The sequence below is a fragment of the Streptomyces sp. NPDC053474 genome, assembly GCF_044544845.1.
Classification (GTDB): Bacteria; Actinomycetota; Actinomycetes; order Streptomycetales; family Streptomycetaceae; genus Streptomyces.
Genome location: NZ_JBITXV010000002.1, coordinates 308,838 through 324,731, shown reverse-complemented (window position 1 = coordinate 324,731; position 15,894 = coordinate 308,838). Strand labels below are relative to the sequence as shown.

The 15,894-nt window shown below is 75.0% G+C and carries 15 protein-coding genes; 5 read left to right on the top strand and 10 right to left on the bottom strand.

Annotated features, from left to right (window positions below; translation table 11 throughout):
- Nucleotides 1-67: 67 nt before the first annotated feature.
- Nucleotides 68-445, top strand: a complete 378-nt coding sequence (locus ACIG3E_RS05055) for a nuclear transport factor 2 family protein (RefSeq protein WP_399611379.1) — start codon at nucleotides 68-70, stop codon at nucleotides 443-445.
- A gap of 60 nt (nucleotides 446-505) precedes the next feature.
- Here the strand turns inward: ACIG3E_RS05055 and ACIG3E_RS05050 are convergent, their stop codons facing one another.
- The 3 genes from ACIG3E_RS05050 to ACIG3E_RS05040 form a co-directional block, all read right to left on the bottom strand.
- Nucleotides 506-838: a putative quinol monooxygenase gene (locus ACIG3E_RS05050; protein ID WP_172385080.1), complete on the bottom strand. Its 333-nt coding sequence runs from the start codon at nucleotides 836-838 to the stop codon at nucleotides 506-508.
- Between the two features lie 129 nt (nucleotides 839-967).
- A complete protein-coding gene (locus tag ACIG3E_RS05045; RefSeq protein ID WP_030688977.1) occupies nucleotides 968-1,333 on the bottom strand; it encodes a PH domain-containing protein in 366 nt (121 codons plus the stop codon).
- 107 nt (nucleotides 1,334-1,440) lie between these two features.
- The gene (locus tag ACIG3E_RS05040) at nucleotides 1,441-1,926 is read right to left on the bottom strand and encodes a MarR family winged helix-turn-helix transcriptional regulator (protein WP_399611375.1); all 486 of its coding nucleotides are present in this window, start codon (nucleotides 1,924-1,926) and stop codon (nucleotides 1,441-1,443) included.
- Nucleotides 1,927-2,173: 247 nt separating this feature from the next.
- Between ACIG3E_RS05040 and ACIG3E_RS05035 the strand changes: the two genes are divergently transcribed.
- Complete coding sequence (locus ACIG3E_RS05035) at nucleotides 2,174-3,625, top strand: MFS transporter (RefSeq protein WP_399611372.1); 1,452 nt, start codon at nucleotides 2,174-2,176, stop codon at nucleotides 3,623-3,625.
- Nucleotides 3,626-4,570: 945 nt separating this feature from the next.
- Here the strand turns inward: ACIG3E_RS05035 and ACIG3E_RS05030 are convergent.
- The 6 genes from ACIG3E_RS05030 to ACIG3E_RS05005 form a co-directional block, all read right to left on the bottom strand.
- Entirely contained in the window at nucleotides 4,571-5,236 is a 666-nt protein-coding gene (locus ACIG3E_RS05030) for a hypothetical protein (RefSeq protein ID WP_399611369.1), read from the bottom strand.
- Nucleotides 5,237-5,948: 712 nt separating this feature from the next.
- Nucleotides 5,949-7,421: an aminotransferase class I/II-fold pyridoxal phosphate-dependent enzyme gene (locus ACIG3E_RS05025; RefSeq protein ID WP_399611366.1), complete on the bottom strand. Its 1,473-nt coding sequence runs from the start codon at nucleotides 7,419-7,421 to the stop codon at nucleotides 5,949-5,951.
- Nucleotides 7,422-7,704: 283 nt separating this feature from the next.
- Complete coding sequence (locus ACIG3E_RS05020) at nucleotides 7,705-8,910, bottom strand: ABC transporter permease (RefSeq protein WP_399611363.1); 1,206 nt, start codon at nucleotides 8,908-8,910, stop codon at nucleotides 7,705-7,707.
- Complete coding sequence (locus ACIG3E_RS05015) at nucleotides 8,907-9,614, bottom strand: ABC transporter ATP-binding protein (RefSeq protein WP_399611361.1); 708 nt, start codon at nucleotides 9,612-9,614, stop codon at nucleotides 8,907-8,909. Before ACIG3E_RS05015 ends, ACIG3E_RS05020 begins: the two co-directional genes overlap by 4 nt.
- Before the next feature lie 8 nt (nucleotides 9,615-9,622).
- Entirely contained in the window at nucleotides 9,623-10,693 is a 1,071-nt protein-coding gene (locus tag ACIG3E_RS05010) for a peptidoglycan-binding protein (RefSeq protein ID WP_399611358.1), read from the bottom strand.
- Nucleotides 10,690-11,355: a hypothetical protein gene (locus tag ACIG3E_RS05005; protein WP_399611356.1), complete on the bottom strand. Its 666-nt coding sequence runs from the start codon at nucleotides 11,353-11,355 to the stop codon at nucleotides 10,690-10,692. The genes ACIG3E_RS05010 and ACIG3E_RS05005 overlap by 4 nt, the downstream gene beginning before the upstream one ends.
- 134 nt (nucleotides 11,356-11,489) lie before the next feature.
- On the opposite strand from ACIG3E_RS05005, the gene ACIG3E_RS05000 reads away from it, so the two are divergent.
- From ACIG3E_RS05000 to ACIG3E_RS04990, 3 genes are read left to right on the top strand one after another with little or no spacing between them, the layout of a single operon-like run.
- Entirely contained in the window at nucleotides 11,490-12,179 is a 690-nt protein-coding gene (locus ACIG3E_RS05000; RefSeq protein ID WP_399611354.1) for a response regulator, read from the top strand.
- The gene (locus ACIG3E_RS04995) at nucleotides 12,176-13,702 is read left to right on the top strand and encodes an ATP-binding protein (RefSeq protein WP_399611351.1); all 1,527 of its coding nucleotides are present in this window, start codon (nucleotides 12,176-12,178) and stop codon (nucleotides 13,700-13,702) included. Before ACIG3E_RS05000 ends, ACIG3E_RS04995 begins: the two co-directional genes overlap by 4 nt.
- Nucleotides 13,699-14,217, top strand: coding sequence for a hypothetical protein (locus ACIG3E_RS04990; RefSeq protein WP_399611348.1), 519 nt, complete (start codon nucleotides 13,699-13,701; stop codon nucleotides 14,215-14,217). Before ACIG3E_RS04995 ends, ACIG3E_RS04990 begins: the two co-directional genes overlap by 4 nt.
- Here ACIG3E_RS04990 and ACIG3E_RS04985 read toward each other — a convergent pair.
- Nucleotides 14,214-15,863 carry a PQQ-binding-like beta-propeller repeat protein gene (locus ACIG3E_RS04985; RefSeq protein WP_399611345.1) on the bottom strand — a complete coding sequence of 550 codons (1,650 nt, stop codon included), beginning with the start codon at nucleotides 15,861-15,863 and terminating at the stop codon, nucleotides 14,214-14,216. The genes ACIG3E_RS04990 and ACIG3E_RS04985 overlap by 4 nt on opposite strands.
- Nucleotides 15,864-15,894: the final 31 nt, after the last annotated feature.

Here is a 15,894-nt window from a genome sequence, read left to right as displayed (position 1 = left end):
GGCGGCGCACTCCGGCCGGGCTTCGGGACCACGTAGGGAAGACCGCAACGCACCGGAGGCGAAGACCATGCCCGCACAGGACGTTCACGAGACCGCTGTCGCCCGGTACTTCGAGGCCTGGAACGCCACGGGGACCGAGGACATCCGCAAGGCCGTGGAGGCGGCCTGGACGCAGGACGGCACGTACACCGACCCGCTGGCCGACGCGGCGGGGACGGAGGCGCTCGTGGCGGTGATAGCCGCCGTGCAGGAGCAGTTCCCGGGGTTCGCGTTCCGGCGGACGGGGGAGGTCGACGGGCACCACGGCCTCGTCCGGTTCAGCTGGGAGCTGGTGTCGGGGGCGGACGGCTCCGCGCCGGTGGCCGGTTCGGACGTGGCGGTGCTCGCGGAGGACGGCCGCATCCGCACGGTGTACGGCTTCCTGGACCGCCTGCCGCAGGCGTGAGGGGACGGCAGGGGGCCCGGGACACTGCGTCCCGGGCCCCCTCCCGCGTGTGCGCCTCGCTCAGGCCTCGCGCGGCGAGACCTCGCCCATCGCGCCCCAGCCGTCCATGCCGGGGATCTCCGTGCTGACGATCTGCGGGGTGCTGGCGATGGCGTACGACATGGTCTCCATCGCGGCCGCGAAGTGCGCGGACTCCACGTGCTCGCGGCCCGCCTCGCCGTCGCGGAAGGCCTCCACCAGGACGAACTGGTGGGGGTTGTCGACGCTGCGGGACCACTCGAAGAAGATGTTGCCGGGTTCGTCACGGGTGGCACGCGTGAAGTCGTCGACGAGGTCGAGCCAGTCCTCGCTGCGCTCGGGGCGGACGGTGAATTTCACGGTGATGAAGATCATGGGGCGTTCCCTCTTAGCCTTTAGGTGCCCTACGAACGTACCCCGGCCCGCCCGACCGGTGCCTGCCCGGGGCGCCCGCGCGGCGGACGGGGGCCGTCCTACGGGTCGGCCCTGGCGCGTGGGTCGGCCCTAGCGCGCGACGAACTGCGTCAGGATCGCCTGCACCTCGTAGATGTCGACGCCCTTGGTGAAGGTCTTCTCGATCGGCACCGGGTTGCTGGATATCCAGATCTTGAGCTCGGCGTCCAGGTCGAAGTGGCCCGCGGTCTCCACCGCGAAGTGCGTGATGCTCCGGTACGGCACGGAGTGGTACTCGACCTTCTTGCCGGTCATCCCCTGCTTGTCGACGAAGATCATGCGCCGGTCGGTGAGCAGGATCGTGTCGCGTATCAGCCGGTACGCGGCGTACACCTGCTCGCCGTGGCCCATCAGCCGCGCGTACTCCTGCTGTGCCGACGCCGGGTCGACAGTGTGCGCGTTTCCGAACAGCGCCATGGTGGCCCCACCCTCGTTCGTTCCTCTGCGGTCGCCCGTACGCGCCGACGGCGCACCGGGACCTCTCACCGTACGGGACCGCGCGGGCGGGCCGCGAAGGGTGGCCGTCAGGCCCGCTGGCGCGCCCTGCGGGCCGGGCGCGGGGTCTCGCTCGGCGTCGCCAAGTGGCCCTCGACCAGGCGGTTCAGGGCGCGGAGCAGGGCCGTGCGGTCGGTCTTGGACAGCGCGCCGAGGGCCCGCTCGTGCACCCCGTCGACGATCTCCTGGCTGCGGGCCGCGACCTCGGCGCCCTTCTCCGTGACGGCGATGACCCGGGCCCTGCGGTCCTCGCGCGCCTGGCGCCGCTCGGCGAGGCCCGCCTTCTCCAGGGCGTCCACGGTGACGACCATCGTCGTCTTGTCCATGTCCCCGATCTCGGCCAGCTGCGCCTGCGTGCGCTCCTCCTGGAGCGCGTGCACGAGGACGCAGTGCATCCGCGCCGTGAGCCCGATCTCGCCGAGCGCCGCCGCCATCTGCGTGCGCAGGACGTGGCTGGTGTGGTCGAGGAGGAAGGAGAGGTCCGGTTCGGTGCGGGTGGGTGCCATGGCGGTCATGGGGCCAGGGTAGCGGAGCGGTGAGGGGTGCGACCGAGGTAGATAGTCTGCAACGAAACTATCTGCTACGGTCCTGGGTGTCGATCGGGGCGGTGCACGGCTGGGGCGTGGCCTGGGTGTGGCGCTTGGGCTCGGCTCGGCGTGGTGCTTGGGCGTGGCGCCGGGCGTGGCCGCCTCGGGCGTCGCGCTTCCCGCCCCTCCCGCGTGCCGGGCTTCGTCGCCCGGTCGTATCGGACAGGAGAGACCCATGACCGCCACCACCGCACCGGCCGAGGCCCCGGCGGCCCCGGATGCCGGGGGCGCGCCGTCCGGAGGGCGCTCCCGGCGCCTCGCCCTCGGTGTCATCGCCACCGGCATGCTGATGATCATCCTCGACGGCAGCATCGTGACCGTGGCCATGCCCGCCATGCAGAAGGACCTCGACTTCACGCCCGCCGGGCTGAGTTGGGTGGTCAACGCCTACCTCATCGCCTTCGGCAGCCTGCTCCTGCTCGCGGGGCGGCTCGGCGACCTGATCGGCCGCAAGCGGATGTTCGTCACCGGCATCGGGCTCTTCACGCTCGCCTCCGTCCTCGCGGGCGCGGCCACGAGCCCCGCGACGCTCATCGCCGCGCGCTTCCTGCAAGGCGTCGGCGGGGCCATGAGCTCGGCGGTCAGCCTCGGCATCCTCGTCACCCTGTTCACCGAGCCGGGCGAACGGGCCCGGGCCATCGCCGTGTTCAGCTTCACCGGGGCCGCGGGGGCCTCCCTCGGGCAGGTGCTCGGGGGCGTCCTCACCGACGTCCTGAACTGGCACTGGATCTTCTTCATCAACCTGCCGATCGGCCTCGCCGCCCTGCTCCTCGCCCTGCCCGCGCTGCCCGCCGACCGGGGGCTCGGGCTGCGCGCCGGGGCCGACGTCACGGGGGCGCTCCTGGTCACGGCGGGCCTGATGACCGGCATCTACAGCGTGGTGAAGGTGGAACAGTACGGCTGGGCCTCCGGGCACACGCTCGGCTTCGGCGGGCTCGGCCTCGCGCTGCTCGGCGGCTTCGCGGTCCGCCAGACCAGGGCGCGGACGCCGCTGCTGCCCCTGCGGATGTTCCGCTCCCGGGCCGTGACCGGGGCCAACGTCGTGCAGCTGCTGATGGTCGCCGCCCTCTTCTCCTTCCAGGTGCTCGTCGCCCTCTACCTGCAGAACGTCCTCGGGTACGGCGCCGCCGAGACCGGCCTCGCCATGCTGCCCGCCGCCGCCGTCATCGGCGCGGTGTCCCTCGGGGTCTCCGCCCGCCTCAACGCCCGCTACGGCGAACGCACCGTGCTCCTCGCCGGGCTCGTGCTGCTCCTCGGCGTCCTCGGCCTGCTGACCCGGGTGCCCGTGCACGCCACCTACTGGGTGGACCTGCTCCCCGTCATGCTCCTCGCCGCCGGCTTCGGGCTCGCGCTGCCCGCGCTGACCTCCCTCGCGATGTCCGGGGCCCGGGCCGACGACGCGGGGCTCGCCTCCGGGCTCTTCAACACCACGCAGCAGGTCGGCAGCGCGCTCGGCGTCGCCGTCCTCTCCACGCTCGCCGCCTCCCGTACGGAGACCCTCCTCGCCTCCGGGCACTCCCGGGCCGAGGCGCTGACCTCGGGCTACCACCTCGCCTTCGGCGTGGGCGCGGCGTTGCTGGGCGCGGCCTTCCTGACCGCCGCCACGCTCTTGCGCCCCGGGCGCTGACGGGGCTCCGCGAGGCCGGGCCGAGGCCCCGGCGCCACGAGGCCGCGCTCCGCCCGACCGGGGCGTTCCCACCCACCCGCCCTCAACTTGAACGGGCCCCACGCGACCCCCGCCCGGCCAAGCCCGGGGCCAAGCCTGGTGGGCCAGGCCTGGTGGCCCGGGCCCAGGTCCGGTGGCCCAAGCCCGGGGTCCAGGTCCGGTGGCCCAGACCCGCGTGGTCCCGCCGCCCGCCCCCGCCCGGGGAGGCACCCCTGAAGCAGGGCGCCCGCCCTTGACCTTGGTGCCGGGGGGCCGCGCTCCGCGCGTCCAGGACGGTCCCACCCGCCCGCCCAGAATTTGAACGGGCCCTTGGTACCCCTGCCCCAGACGCACCTCACCGGCCCCGGTCACACAGGCCCGGCGCGGTACCACCGCCCATGCCCGGTGCGGACCCGTGGGGCGCCCGGCGTCGGGGCCTGGCCTCGCGAGCCCAGCGCGGTCCCGCCGTCGCCCCCGCCCGGGGCGGGATGCGTGGGGCGTCACCCGTGGACGCTTGAGGTCGGGGCCCAGCTGCTCAGGCTCGGCGTGGTCCCGCCGCCCGCCCCCCGCCGGGGAGGCATGGGGCACCACCTGCTGGCGCTCCGCATCGGGGCTTAGTGGGCAAGGCTGCCGAGTGTCGGGTGGGCGGGTGGGAAAGACCCGCCGCGGTAGCGGCGGCAGCGCCCACTCAGCCGCAGGCGCAGGCGCTTCGCGTCGTACCGAGGCCCGGCCGTGAGTGCCCGGCGCGGTCCCGCCGCCCGCCCCCGCCGGGGCGGGTTCCGTGGGGCGCCACGCGCGGGCGCTTCGCGTCGGGGCCCAGTTGGCAAGGCTGCCGAGTGCCGGGTGGGCGGGTGGGAGAAACCCCGCCGCGGTAGCGGCGGCACGGCCTGCGCACGCGCGGGCGCTACGGGGCGGGCACCGCCCCGCTCACCCGCCGCGAGCCAGGCCGCCCCGGCCCCGGCACAGCGCCGCCACCCCCGCGACCACCGCCACCGCCACCAGGTGCTCCCGGCCCGCGAGGTTCGGGTTGAGGAGGGAGCCGACGACCGTGGGGACGACGAAGGCCAGGCACAGGACGGGGGCCCGTAGCCGTACCGCCAGGTAGGTGAAGAGGCCGACGACGGCCGCGGAGGCCCCCGTGTCCACGTCGTGGGCGTAGGAGGCCGGGACCCCGGCCCAGTGGTCGGGGCCGATGGCGATCATCACGCGGGCCCCCAGCGTGCCCGCGAGCGTGGCCCCGTACGCGACGAGGAGCGTGCGGCGCCAGCCGACCAGCAGTTGCGCCAGGCCGAAGGCGAGGACCAGGCGGGGGACGCCGCCCCAGGGCGGCTGGTCGCGGGTCGGTATGAACACGGACAGGGGGGTGCGGAGCAGCGACTGCCACAGGGGCTGGTCGGCGCGGACCTCACCGAGCGTGCGGACGACCCGGTCGGGGTCGGGTATCTGCTCCAGGCCGTGCAGGACGAGCATCGCGAGGGTGCCGCCGACGGCGAGCGCGAGGGCCGCCGCGCCTCGGGAGCGCAGCTCCCGCCACGCGGCGACGGCGACGTCCTGCCACTCCCGCCGCAGCGCGCCACGAAGCCGGGGCAGCACACGGCGTTCCCGGCCAGCCGCGCCCCGCTCGCCCCGGACCCCGACCTCCGGAACCTGCGCCCGGGGCACCGGGCTTCCCTCAGCCCCGCCCCCGTCCCGCGCCCGGGACACGGGGCCCGATTCACCCCCGGCCCCACCCTGAGCCCGGGTCTCAGCCGCACCCTGCACCCGAGGCGCGGAACCCAGCCCCGCCCCCGCTTCGCCCTCCGCCCGGTGCGCCGGGCCCATCCCCGGCCCGGCCCCGTCCCGAGCCCGGCACGGCAGCGAACTCTCAGGCCCCGGCGGCAGCGGTCCCGCAGGCCCCGGCGGCAGCGAGCCCTCCGCCCCCGATGGCAGCGACCCCTCAGGGCCGGGTGGCAGCGGTCCCTCAGGCCCCGGCGGCAGCGAGCCTTCCGCCCCCGGCGGCAGCGAGCCCTCAGACCCCGATGGCAGCGAGGCCGCAGGCCCTGGCGGCACCGACCCCTCAACCCCCGATGGCAACGAGCCCGCAGGCCCCGGTGGCAGCGCCCCCGCTATTCGGGGCTGCGGGCGTCCTCGCCCGCGGGGGCGTCTCGGGGGCCGCCGCGGCATCGGTTGTCCGTCCTCTTGTTCACCGCGTCGCGCCGCGAGGCACTTCGCTCCAGTTCGTACGGGTGTCGGACACGTGTCCGACACCCGTACGCAAGGCTAGAGGAGAACGTCACGGTTCGTGCGGGCCGTCGGGGCTCGGGGCTCACTCCTTGAGGACGCGGAGCGTACGGAGGGTGTGGTCCGCGGTGTCGGGGATGTACATGCCTGCCGCGTGGCCGCTGCGCAGGTACTCCAGGACCGGTTCGGTGAGGCGTTCGCCGGGGAGGGCGGCGGGGATGCCCGGGGGGTAGGGCGTGGCCATCTCGGCGGCCACGCGGCCCGCGGCCCGGTCTAGGGGCACGGACTCCACGGCGCCGAAGTACGCGTCGCGCGGCAGGCACACCTGCTCCATGCGCAGCTCGGCGGGGGACGGCACGTCGACGCGCGGCGCGTCGGCCAGTTCGGCGCGGTGTGCGGCCAGGTCGCGCAGGGCGTCGAGGAGGGGGTCGACCGTCTCGCGGGAGTCGGCGTGGGTGAGCTGCGCGCCGATGCGGCGGTGGTCGCCGATGTGCACGGTCAGCGCGTGGTGCTCGCGCAGCCAGTCGGCGGCGCGGTAGCCCGTCGTACCGAGTCCGGAGATGTCGATCACCGTGGGCAGCGGGTCGAGGTCGGCGGCGAGCCCGGGGCCCGTGAGGTCGGCGCGGCCGTTCACGTGCAGGCCCGGGATCAGCTCGATCTCCTCGTGGACCTCGGCGGCGAGCCGCAGCGCGCCGGACATCAGCTCGTGGCCGCGCAGCACCATCTGGCGGCGCCAGGCGTCGAGTCCCGCGTAGATGAGGACGGAGGGGCTGGTGGTGCCGAGCAGGTCGGCGCGGGAGGCCAGCTCGGCGGGGTCGACGCGGTCGCCCTGGAGGTGGAAGACGGAGCCCTGTTCCAGGCCGCTGCCCATCTTGTGGATGCTGGTCACGCAGATGTCGGCGCCCGCGTCCATCGCCCACGACGGCAGGTCCTGGTGGAAGGGCAGATGCGCGCCCCACGCCTCGTCGACGACGAGGGGCAGGCCGTGCGCGTGGCACAGCTCGGCGAGCCCCCGCAGATCGGCGCAGCTGCCGTACGGCGTGGGGCTGGTGACGAGCGCGCCGCGCGCGTCGGGGTGCCGGTCGAGGGCCTCCTTGTACGAGGCCACGGACGGGGGGTGCGCCAGGGAGCGCTCCGCGTCCCACTGGGGCTCCACCCACACCGGGTCGATGCCGCACAGGATCAGCCCCGCGACCACGGACTTGTGCGCGTCCCTGCCGATCAGGAGCCGGTCGCCGGGGTGGGCCACGGTCAGCATGGCCGCCTTGACGGACAGGGAGCTGCCGCAGGTGGTGAAGTACGTGTGGTCGGCGTGTACGGCGTCGGCCATGAGGCGTTCGGCACGGCTCAGCACGTGTTCGCTCGCGCGCCGGTCGTCGAGGCCGCCGACGGCGAGCACGTCGGAGTGGAACACGGCGTCCCCCAGGACCCGCCGCGCCTGTGGATCGGCGCCGCGGGCCTGTTTGTGGCCGGGCGGGGTGAAGGCGAGCCGACCCCGGTCGTGGTAGGCGTCGAGGGCTTCCAGGACCGGGGCCGCGGTGTGGTCGATGGGCTCCATAGGGGATGGGTACCGCGATCGCGGCGGATGTCACGTGGCGTTCAGGGCAACCGTCGGATGCGGGCGCGCCCCCGCCGTGGTGGAGGTGGCCGCGCCCCTGCCACGGCGGGGGTCGCGTGGTGTTCGGGACGGCTGTGGGATGCGGCCGCGCCCCCGCCGTGGTGGAGGTGGCCGCGCCCCTGCCACGGTGGGGGTCGCGTGATGTTCGGGGCGGCTGTCGGGTGCGGCCGCGCTCCTGCCGCGGCGACCGCCGGATGCGGTCGCTCCGCCCGCGGGGCGGAGGTCACGTGGCGTTCAGGGCAACCGTCGGATGCAACCGCGCCGCCCGCGCGGCCGGGTACAGGCCCGCGAGCACGCCGATGACGAGGGTCGCGGCCAGGCCGCCCGCGAGGGACCAGGGCGGCACGACCGGGGTCCAGCCCTGGGCGAGGGCGAAGCCGTGGGTGGCGAGGGCGCCCAGGCCCGCGCCCGCGACGCCGCCGATGGCCGACAGGAGCAGGGACTCGGTCAGGAACTGGATCCTGACGGCGCCCCGGGTGGCGCCGATGGCGCGCCGCAGGCCGATCTCCGCGCGGCGTTCGAGTACCGAGACCACCATGGTGTTGGCGACGCCGACCCCGCCGACGAGGAGCGCCACCGCGCCGAGCCCGAGCATCAGCGCGGTCAGGCCCTCGTCGGTCGCGGTCTTGGCGGCGAGCGCGTCGGACGGGCGCGAGACCGTCACGGAGCCCTTGTCGCCGGGGTTGACCGTGCGGGCGAGGACCGCGCGGACGTCCTCGACGGAGGCGTCCGTGGAGCGCTCGAAGACCGTCGTGGGGTGGCCGTCGAAGCCGAAGTACCGCTCCGCGGCCGGGAATCCGACCAGGGCGACCCGGTCGAGCGTCGGCACAAGCTCCACCGGCGCGAGGATGCCGACGACCACGAAGTACCGGTCGCCCATCATGATCTTCTCGCCGGGCGCGGTGACGCCGAGCCGTTCGGCGGCGATCCGGCCGAGCACGGTCACGGGCAGCCGCTCCCGGCCCCGGTCCAGCCAGGCGCCCTTCGCCACCCGGGTGTTGAGGGCGGCGAGCAGGTCGGTGCGGGCCGCCTGCGCGGTCACCGGTGCCGACCGCTCCTCCGGTACGGCGGCGCTGCGGCGGATGCGCGCGTCGACGTCCGCCGTGGCGGTGGCCTGCCGCACCGGGCCGACGCGCTCGACCATGGCGACGGCGCTCTTCGGCAGCTTCACCGGCCTGCCGTTCGCGTCCTTGCCCGCCTCGGCGGTCAGCAGGTTGGTGCCGAGCCGGTCGAGGCGCCGCATCAGATCGGCGCGGCTGGACGTGGACAGGCCCACGACGGCCACCATCGTGGCGATGCCGATGGCGATGCCGAGCGAGGAGAGCACCACGCGGGCGCGGCGGGCCCGCAGGCCGACGGAGCCGACGCGCAGCACGTCGGCGGGGGAGAGCCGCGCGGGCCTGAGCCGGTCCCTGCCGGGCGCGCTCATCCGACGACCTCCCCGTCGCGGAAGCGGACGCGGCGCGGCAGCGCGTCGGCGATGTCGTGGTCGTGGGTGATGACGCACACGGTCGTGCCCGCCGCGTTCAGCTCGCGCAGCAGCTCCATCACCACCTGCCCGGACGTGGAGTCGAGGGCGCCGGTCGGCTCGTCGGCCAGCAGCAGCCGGGGCGCGCCCACCAGCGCGCGGGCGATCGCGACGCGCTGCTTCTCGCCGCCGGACAGTTCGCCGGGCCGGTGGTCGAGCCGGTGGCCGAGCCGCACCCGATCGAGCGCCTCGGCGGCGGCCGCGCGCCGCCGCCGCGCGGGGACGCCCGCGTACAGCAGGCCGTCGGCGACGTTGTCGAGGGCGCTGCGCCCGGGGGAGAGGTGGAAGTGCTGGAAGACGAACCCGATGTGCCGGGCCCGGAGCGCCGCCACCTGCGCGTCGGACAGCGCCCCGACGTCGTGCCCGGCCACCCGTACGCTGCCGGAGGTGGGCCGGTCCAGCGTGCCGATGAGGTTCAGGGCGGTGGACTTCCCCGACCCGGAGGGCCCGACGATGGCGAGCAACTCCCCGTCGTGGACGGTGAGATCGACCTCACGCAGAGCCGCGACACCACCGGCATAGACCTTACTGACCCGCCGCAGCTCCACCACGACGCGGCCAGTGGGCGCGACGGCTTCCCCCGGCGCGGCATCCCCCCAGCTCACAGGCCCCTTCACTGGGTAGCCACCCCCACCCGTACGCCCTCGCGCAGCCCGTCGCCGCGTACCTCTATGCGGCCGTCGGCCGTCATGCCGGTCTCGACGCGGATCATGCGGGGCGGGCCCGAGGCGGGGACGAGCTGGAGGCCGTAGCCGCCGTTCTCGCCGCGCAGGGCGACGAGTGCCTCGACGGGGACGGCCAGGACGCCGCGTCTGCTCTCGCTGACGAAGGTGACGCTGGCGGTGGAGCGCGCCGCCTCGCCGGAGAGCGCGGCCGCGCCGCCGCCCAGGGCGATCTCCACGGTGATGCCGTCGCCGGAAGGACCGGAGTCCTCGGTGCTCTCGGGGCGCACGGTTCCCGTCACCTTGCCCCGTACCTTCTTGCCGCCCGCGAGGCGGATCTCCGCCTCGGTGCCGCGCGCGGCGAGCGAGCTGTCGCCCTGGTCGAGCTCGGCCCGCACCACGGGCGTCGGCGAGGCGGCGGTGAGCACGGCGCGGTCGGGGCCGACCTGGTCACCGAGGGCGGCGTCCGCGGCGACGACCTTGACCGGGCCGCCCTGGAACACCACCTCGCCCTTGCCGACCCGGCCGGTCGGCACCCGGTTGAGGGACCGCTGCCACCGCTTGACGGCGGCCGCGGTCGCGGCGTCGTACCGTACGTCGACGTAGAGTCCGGCCCCGTACCCCAAGTCGCGCAGGTTGCGCTCCAGTTGGAGCACGTCCGTGCCCCGGTCGCCCTTCTTCATCCCGCGGAACACCGGCACCGGCCCGTACAGCAGGGTCACCGGCTTGTCGTCCAGCTCGTACAGGGCCTGGCCCCGCCGCACCGTCGCGCCCTCGCGCGCGGCCACGGTCACCGTGCCCTGCACGGTCGACTTCACGGGCCTGCGCCCGGCGAAGTCGACCGTGCCGTCCACCGTCTTGCTGAGCACCAGGTCGGTGCGGACGACCTCGGCGGTCGCGGGCGGCGCCCCGCCCGCGTCCCTGGCCCCGTCCCGCGGCCCGCCGCCGAACGCGAAGGCGCCCGCCGTCACGACCCCGGCGGCGGCCGCGCCCGCCACCAGCCAGCCGGTACGACGTTTCACTGCATGCCGTCCAGGCCGTCGAGCAGCTTGGCCGCGCAGGCCTCCCGCGCCTCCTTGTAGGCGGGGGACTTCGTGTCGAGCTTCGGTGCCGCGGGGTCGGGCTCGCCGCCGGGCTGCGCTTGGCCGTCGGTCATCGTCGGGTTGCGGAACTGCGAGACGCCCTTGTCCCGCATGCACTTGGCGTGCGCGAGCATCGACTCGAAGTCCTGCTGCTGGTCGCGCTTGGGCTCCAGGTCCATCGCCGCGCGGAGCTCGTCGACGCAGACGCCGTCCTTGCCGCCCTTGTACTCCTCGCCGCGGCCGTCCGGGTCGACGAGCTTGTCGATCTCGGGCCAGTTGAGGTAGCCGCTGAGCTTGGGGTCGGGGTAGTCCTTCAGGCCCGCCTTGGTGCGCATGCAGCGGACGTACGTCATCTGCGCGTCGAAGAAGGCGCTCTTGCCCGCCTTGTCCCCGCCGGACGTGTCCGCCGGGCCCTTCGCCTTCTCGGCGCCGCTCTTCTTGCCGGAGGCCTCGGGCACGGAGGCGACCTGGTCCTGCTTGCCGCCGCCGTCGGAGTCGGAGCCCGAGCCGCAGCCGACGGCGAGCGCGAGCACGGGGGCCGCGACGAGCGCGACGAGCCGGGGTGCGCCGGAGACCGGCGCCCTGCGTGAGGTGGTGGTCATGCGCCTCACCGTCCGGCGGTCACATGATGGTCCCTCCATGGCCACATGATGAGCACGTAACAATGTCCGGGCGGCGCCCGTCCGACCCCTCTGACCAGCTTGGAAAGGCCGGGCCCTCGCCCATAATCGAGCGCATGCCGCATGTGCTGCTGATCGAGGACGACGCCTCCGTACGCGACGGGATGGAGCTGGTGCTGCGCCGCCACGGCTACGAGGTGTCCGCCGCCGCCACCGGCGAGGCCGCCCTCGCGCTGCTCGACGGGCCCGGGGGCGAGGCCGTCGACATCGCCGTGCTGGATCTGATGCTCCCCGGCCTCGACGGCTTCGAGGTGTGCCGCCGCGTGCGGGCCCGCGCGTCCCACCCGACGCTGCCCGTGATCATGCTGACCGCGCGCGGCGACGACACGGACGTCGTCCGGGGCCTGGAGGCGGGCGCCGACGACTACGTGGTCAAGCCCGTCACCGCGCCCGTCCTGGAGGCCCGCATCCGCGCGGCCCTGCGCCGCGCCACCCCCGTCCCGGCCCGGGACACCTACGCGGGCCTGGTCGTGGACCGCGCGGGCCTGACCGTCACCAAGGGCGGCACCCCCCTCGCGCTCCCGCCCACCGAACTCCGCCTCCTCCTTGAGCTCTCCGCGTCGCCCGGCCAGGTCTTCAGCCGCGAACAGCTGCTGCGCAGCGTGTGGGACCACGACTTCCTCGGGGACTCCCGCATCGTGGACGCCGCCGTCGGCCGGTTGCGCGCGAAGATCGAGGACGTGGCGTCCCGGCCGCGCTACGTCCAGACGGTCCGGGGCTTCGGCTACCGGTTCGGCCCGCTGTGAAACGGCCTGGCCGCCGCCCCGGGCGCCCCGGCCGCAGCCCCGGCCAGAGCCCCGGAAAGGGCCGGGCCCCGCGCGGGCTGCGGGCCCCGCGCGGCCTGCGCACCCGGCTCGTCGTCACCTTCGTCCTCGTCGCCCTCATCGGCACCGCCACCGCCACCGCCCTCGCCTACCGCGAGGCCCGCACGGCCGTCCTCAGCCGCACCCAGGAGGCCGCGCAGCAGGACCTCCGCACCCGCGTCGACGCGCTCGCGCCCGATGTCGACGTGCCGCCCGACCAGCGCTCGCTGGGCGTGTTCGCGCGTGCGGTGTCCTCCGGGCTCCCCGGCTCGCCCCTGGTCGTGGCCCGGTACGAGAACCTCAAGGCGGCCTCCGACGGAGCGCCGGACGACCCCCGCGTCACCGCGGAGCTGCGGGCCGAGGTCCGCGTCTCGGGCCGGATGAGCTTCCAGCGGGTCGCCCACGAGGGCGAGCCGTATCTGGCGGTCGGCACGCCCGTCACCTACGAGGGCGGGCGCGCCTCCCGCCTGGAGGTCTTCGCCGTCACGCCGCTGCGCGCCGAGGAGCGGGACGTCGCCGCCCTGTTGACCTCCGTGCGCGACGGGCTGCTGCCCGTCCTCGTCCTCACCGCCGTGCTCGCGCTCCTTGCCGCCCGTACGGTGCTCCGTCCGGTACGGGACCTGGGCCGGGCCACGCGGCGCCTCGCCGACGGCGACCTCGGCACCCGCGTCGAACCCCGGGGCCGGGACGAACTCGCCGACCTGGCACGGGACTTCAACACCACCGCCGACGCGCTCCAGACCACGGTCGCCGAGCTGCGCGACCAGGAGGCCAGGGCCCGGGAGCAGGAGGCGAAGGCGCGGCGGTTCGTCGCCGACGTGTCGCACGAGCTGCGCACCCCGCTGGCCGCCATGACGATGGTGGCGACCGTCCTCGACGAGGACGCCGACCGGCTCCCGCCCGACGCCGCGCACGCGGCCCGCACCGTCAGCGCCGAGACGGCGAAGCTGACCCGCCTGGTCGACGACCTGATGGAGATGTCCCGCTTCGACGCGGGGGTGGCCCGGCTGCACCTGGCGGAGGCGGACCTGGCCGCCACCGTCCGCTCGTCCCTCGACCTGCGCGCCTGGACCGGCCGGGTGAGCGCCCGCCTCCCGGACTCCGCGCCCGCCCTGATCGACGTACGGAGGATCGACGTGGTCGTCGCGAACCTCGTCGGGAACGCGCTGCGGCACGGCGCCCCGCCGGTGACCGTCCGCCTCACCACCGGGGCGGGGCTCGCCACGCTCACCGTCACCGACCACGGACCCGGGCTCGCCCCGGACGCCCTCGCCCACGTCTTCGACCGCTTCTACAAGGCCGACGCGGCCCGCACCCGCTCCGAGGGCAGCGGCCTGGGCACGGCCATCGCCCTGGAGAACGCGCGCCTGCACGGCGGCACCATCGAGGCCGCGAACGGCCCCGGCGGCCGGGGCGCGGTCTTCACCCTGCGGCTGCCGCTGCGCCCGGAAGGCGAGCCCACGTGACCCGCGCCCGCGCGGCCGCGCTCGCCCTGGCCCTCACCCTCGCCGCCGCCCTCACGGCCTGCGGGGTGCGCCCCACCGGCGTGGTCTCCGGCGCGGACCCGGCCACCGGCCTCACCCGGGGGCTGCGGCTCTACTTCGTGGACGGCACCGGCCTTCGGGGCGTGTCCCGCCCCGACGCGAGGATCAGGGGCCTCGCCGATGTCATCAAGATGCTCGGGGTCGGCCCGAACCGCACCGAGCGGGAGAGCGGTCTGACCAACCTCGTCGACATCGGCGAGATCGACGTGACGGGGCGGGGCAACCGCGTCACCTACCGCTCGCCCGGAGCCTTCTTCGACTCCGACAGCGACCGCCTGCCCAACGGCCAGCTCGTGTGCACCCTGGCCCGCGCCCAGTCGTACCTGTCGTCGAAGGACGAGGACCGCCGCGTCCGCCCCGACGACGTCCGGGTCACCCTCGACAACGGCGAGCGCCGCTTCGGCCCGTACCGCTGCTCGCAGTTCCTGGGCGGCTAGCCGCCCTGCCCCCGCTGTCCCTCCTGGTCCTTGCGGGCGAAGACGTACATCATGAACTGCTGGGTCTTCGAGCTGGACCTGGAGACCAGGTCGGTGCTGATGTACAGGCGGCCGTGGGTGAAGAGCAGCTCCGAGCCGACCGGGACGAGGCCGCTCGGCCTCTTGGTGGAGGTGAGGAGCTTCTTCTCGCGCAGGGTCCGGCCGTCGAGGGTCACCACTTGGACGCCCAGCTGGTCGCGGTAGGCGAGTACGTTCCCGCCGTCCATGCGGAAGGGGAACAGGGGGCCCTTGCTGTCGGTGTTGCCGCGCTGCCCGGTCGTCTTCCCGGTGGCGAGGGAGAAGACGACGATGTCGTTCGTGGACGAGATGCCGTCCTTGGCGTTACGGCGCGCGGTCGGGGCGTACAGCCGGTCGTTGCCGACGACGAGGCCCTGGCAGTCGTTGACGACGCTGGTGTCGCCGCAGTCGTGCATGTATCTCCGCTCCGGCAGCGAGATCTTGGAGCGCAGCTTGCCGCGGCCGTCCAGGGCGAAGACGTCGCTCGCCCCCTGCCCGGTGATCTCGCCCGAGTCGACGCCGACGACCGCGGGGGAGGTGGAGATGACGTTGAGGTTCTTCACGCCGCCCGGCAGCTTGTACCGCCAGTGCGGCTTGCCGGTCCTGGGGTCGAGGTCCTGCACCTCGTACTTCTGCGAGCCGTAGTCGCCGCAGGAGCGGATCGCGACGAGCCGGGCGCCGCCGCCGTAGCCCACGTCCCGGCAGGTGTCACTGGCGCTGGGCTTCCAGCGCGGCTCGCCGGTGCGCAGGTCGAAGGCGGCCCCGCCGTAGAGCCCGCCGACGGCGACCGTCCGGCCGCTGATCGCGACCTGGTTGAACGCGGTCTTCTCCGTCTGGTAGCCGACCCGGACGGTCTTCGTCCAGAGCTTCTCGCCGGTGGCGACCTTGAAGGCCATGACCTGGGTGCAGGGCGTGCGGTAGCCCTTCTTGTCGTACGGGGTGGGCGCGATGACCACCACGGCGATCCCGCCCGCGCCGACCTCCGGCGAACCGCCGCAGGACTGGCCGGGCTTGGGCAGCGTCCAGCGCGTCTCGCCCGTGGCGGCGTCGAGTCCCGTGATCTTCGCTACGGACGACTTCACGTACACCTCGTCCGTGAGCCAGGACCCCTTCACGGGCCAGGTGCTGTCCTTCCCGGGCAGCTTCGGCACCGGCGCCCCGCCGTGGAAGGTCGCCTTCGGGTCGGCGGGCACGACCTCCTTGGGCCGCGCGTAAGCGGGCCCCGGCTTCTTGCCGCCGCCCTTGCCCCCGCCGCCGTCCGAGCCGTCACCGCGCGCGGCGACGTACCAGGCCCCGCCCCCGGCCACGAGGGCGAGCGCGGCCACCGAGGCGATCACGACGGCCCTGCGGCGGCGGGCCCTCGGCGGGGGCGGCGGTGCGGGCGGCCCGAAGCCCCCGGGCGGCGGCTCCAGCGGCGGCCCGAACCCGGCCTGTGGCGGCCCGAACCCGGCCTGTGGCGGGCCGAACCCGGCCTGCGGCGGCCCGAATCCGGCCTGCGGCGGGCCGAAGCCCTCGGGCGGCGCCGGAAGCCGCGGCGGCGGCCCGAACTGCCCCTGGGGCTCGGGCGGTCCGGGCGGGGGCTGCGTCATCGTCTCTCCAAGGTCTCTGCTCTGCGAGGGG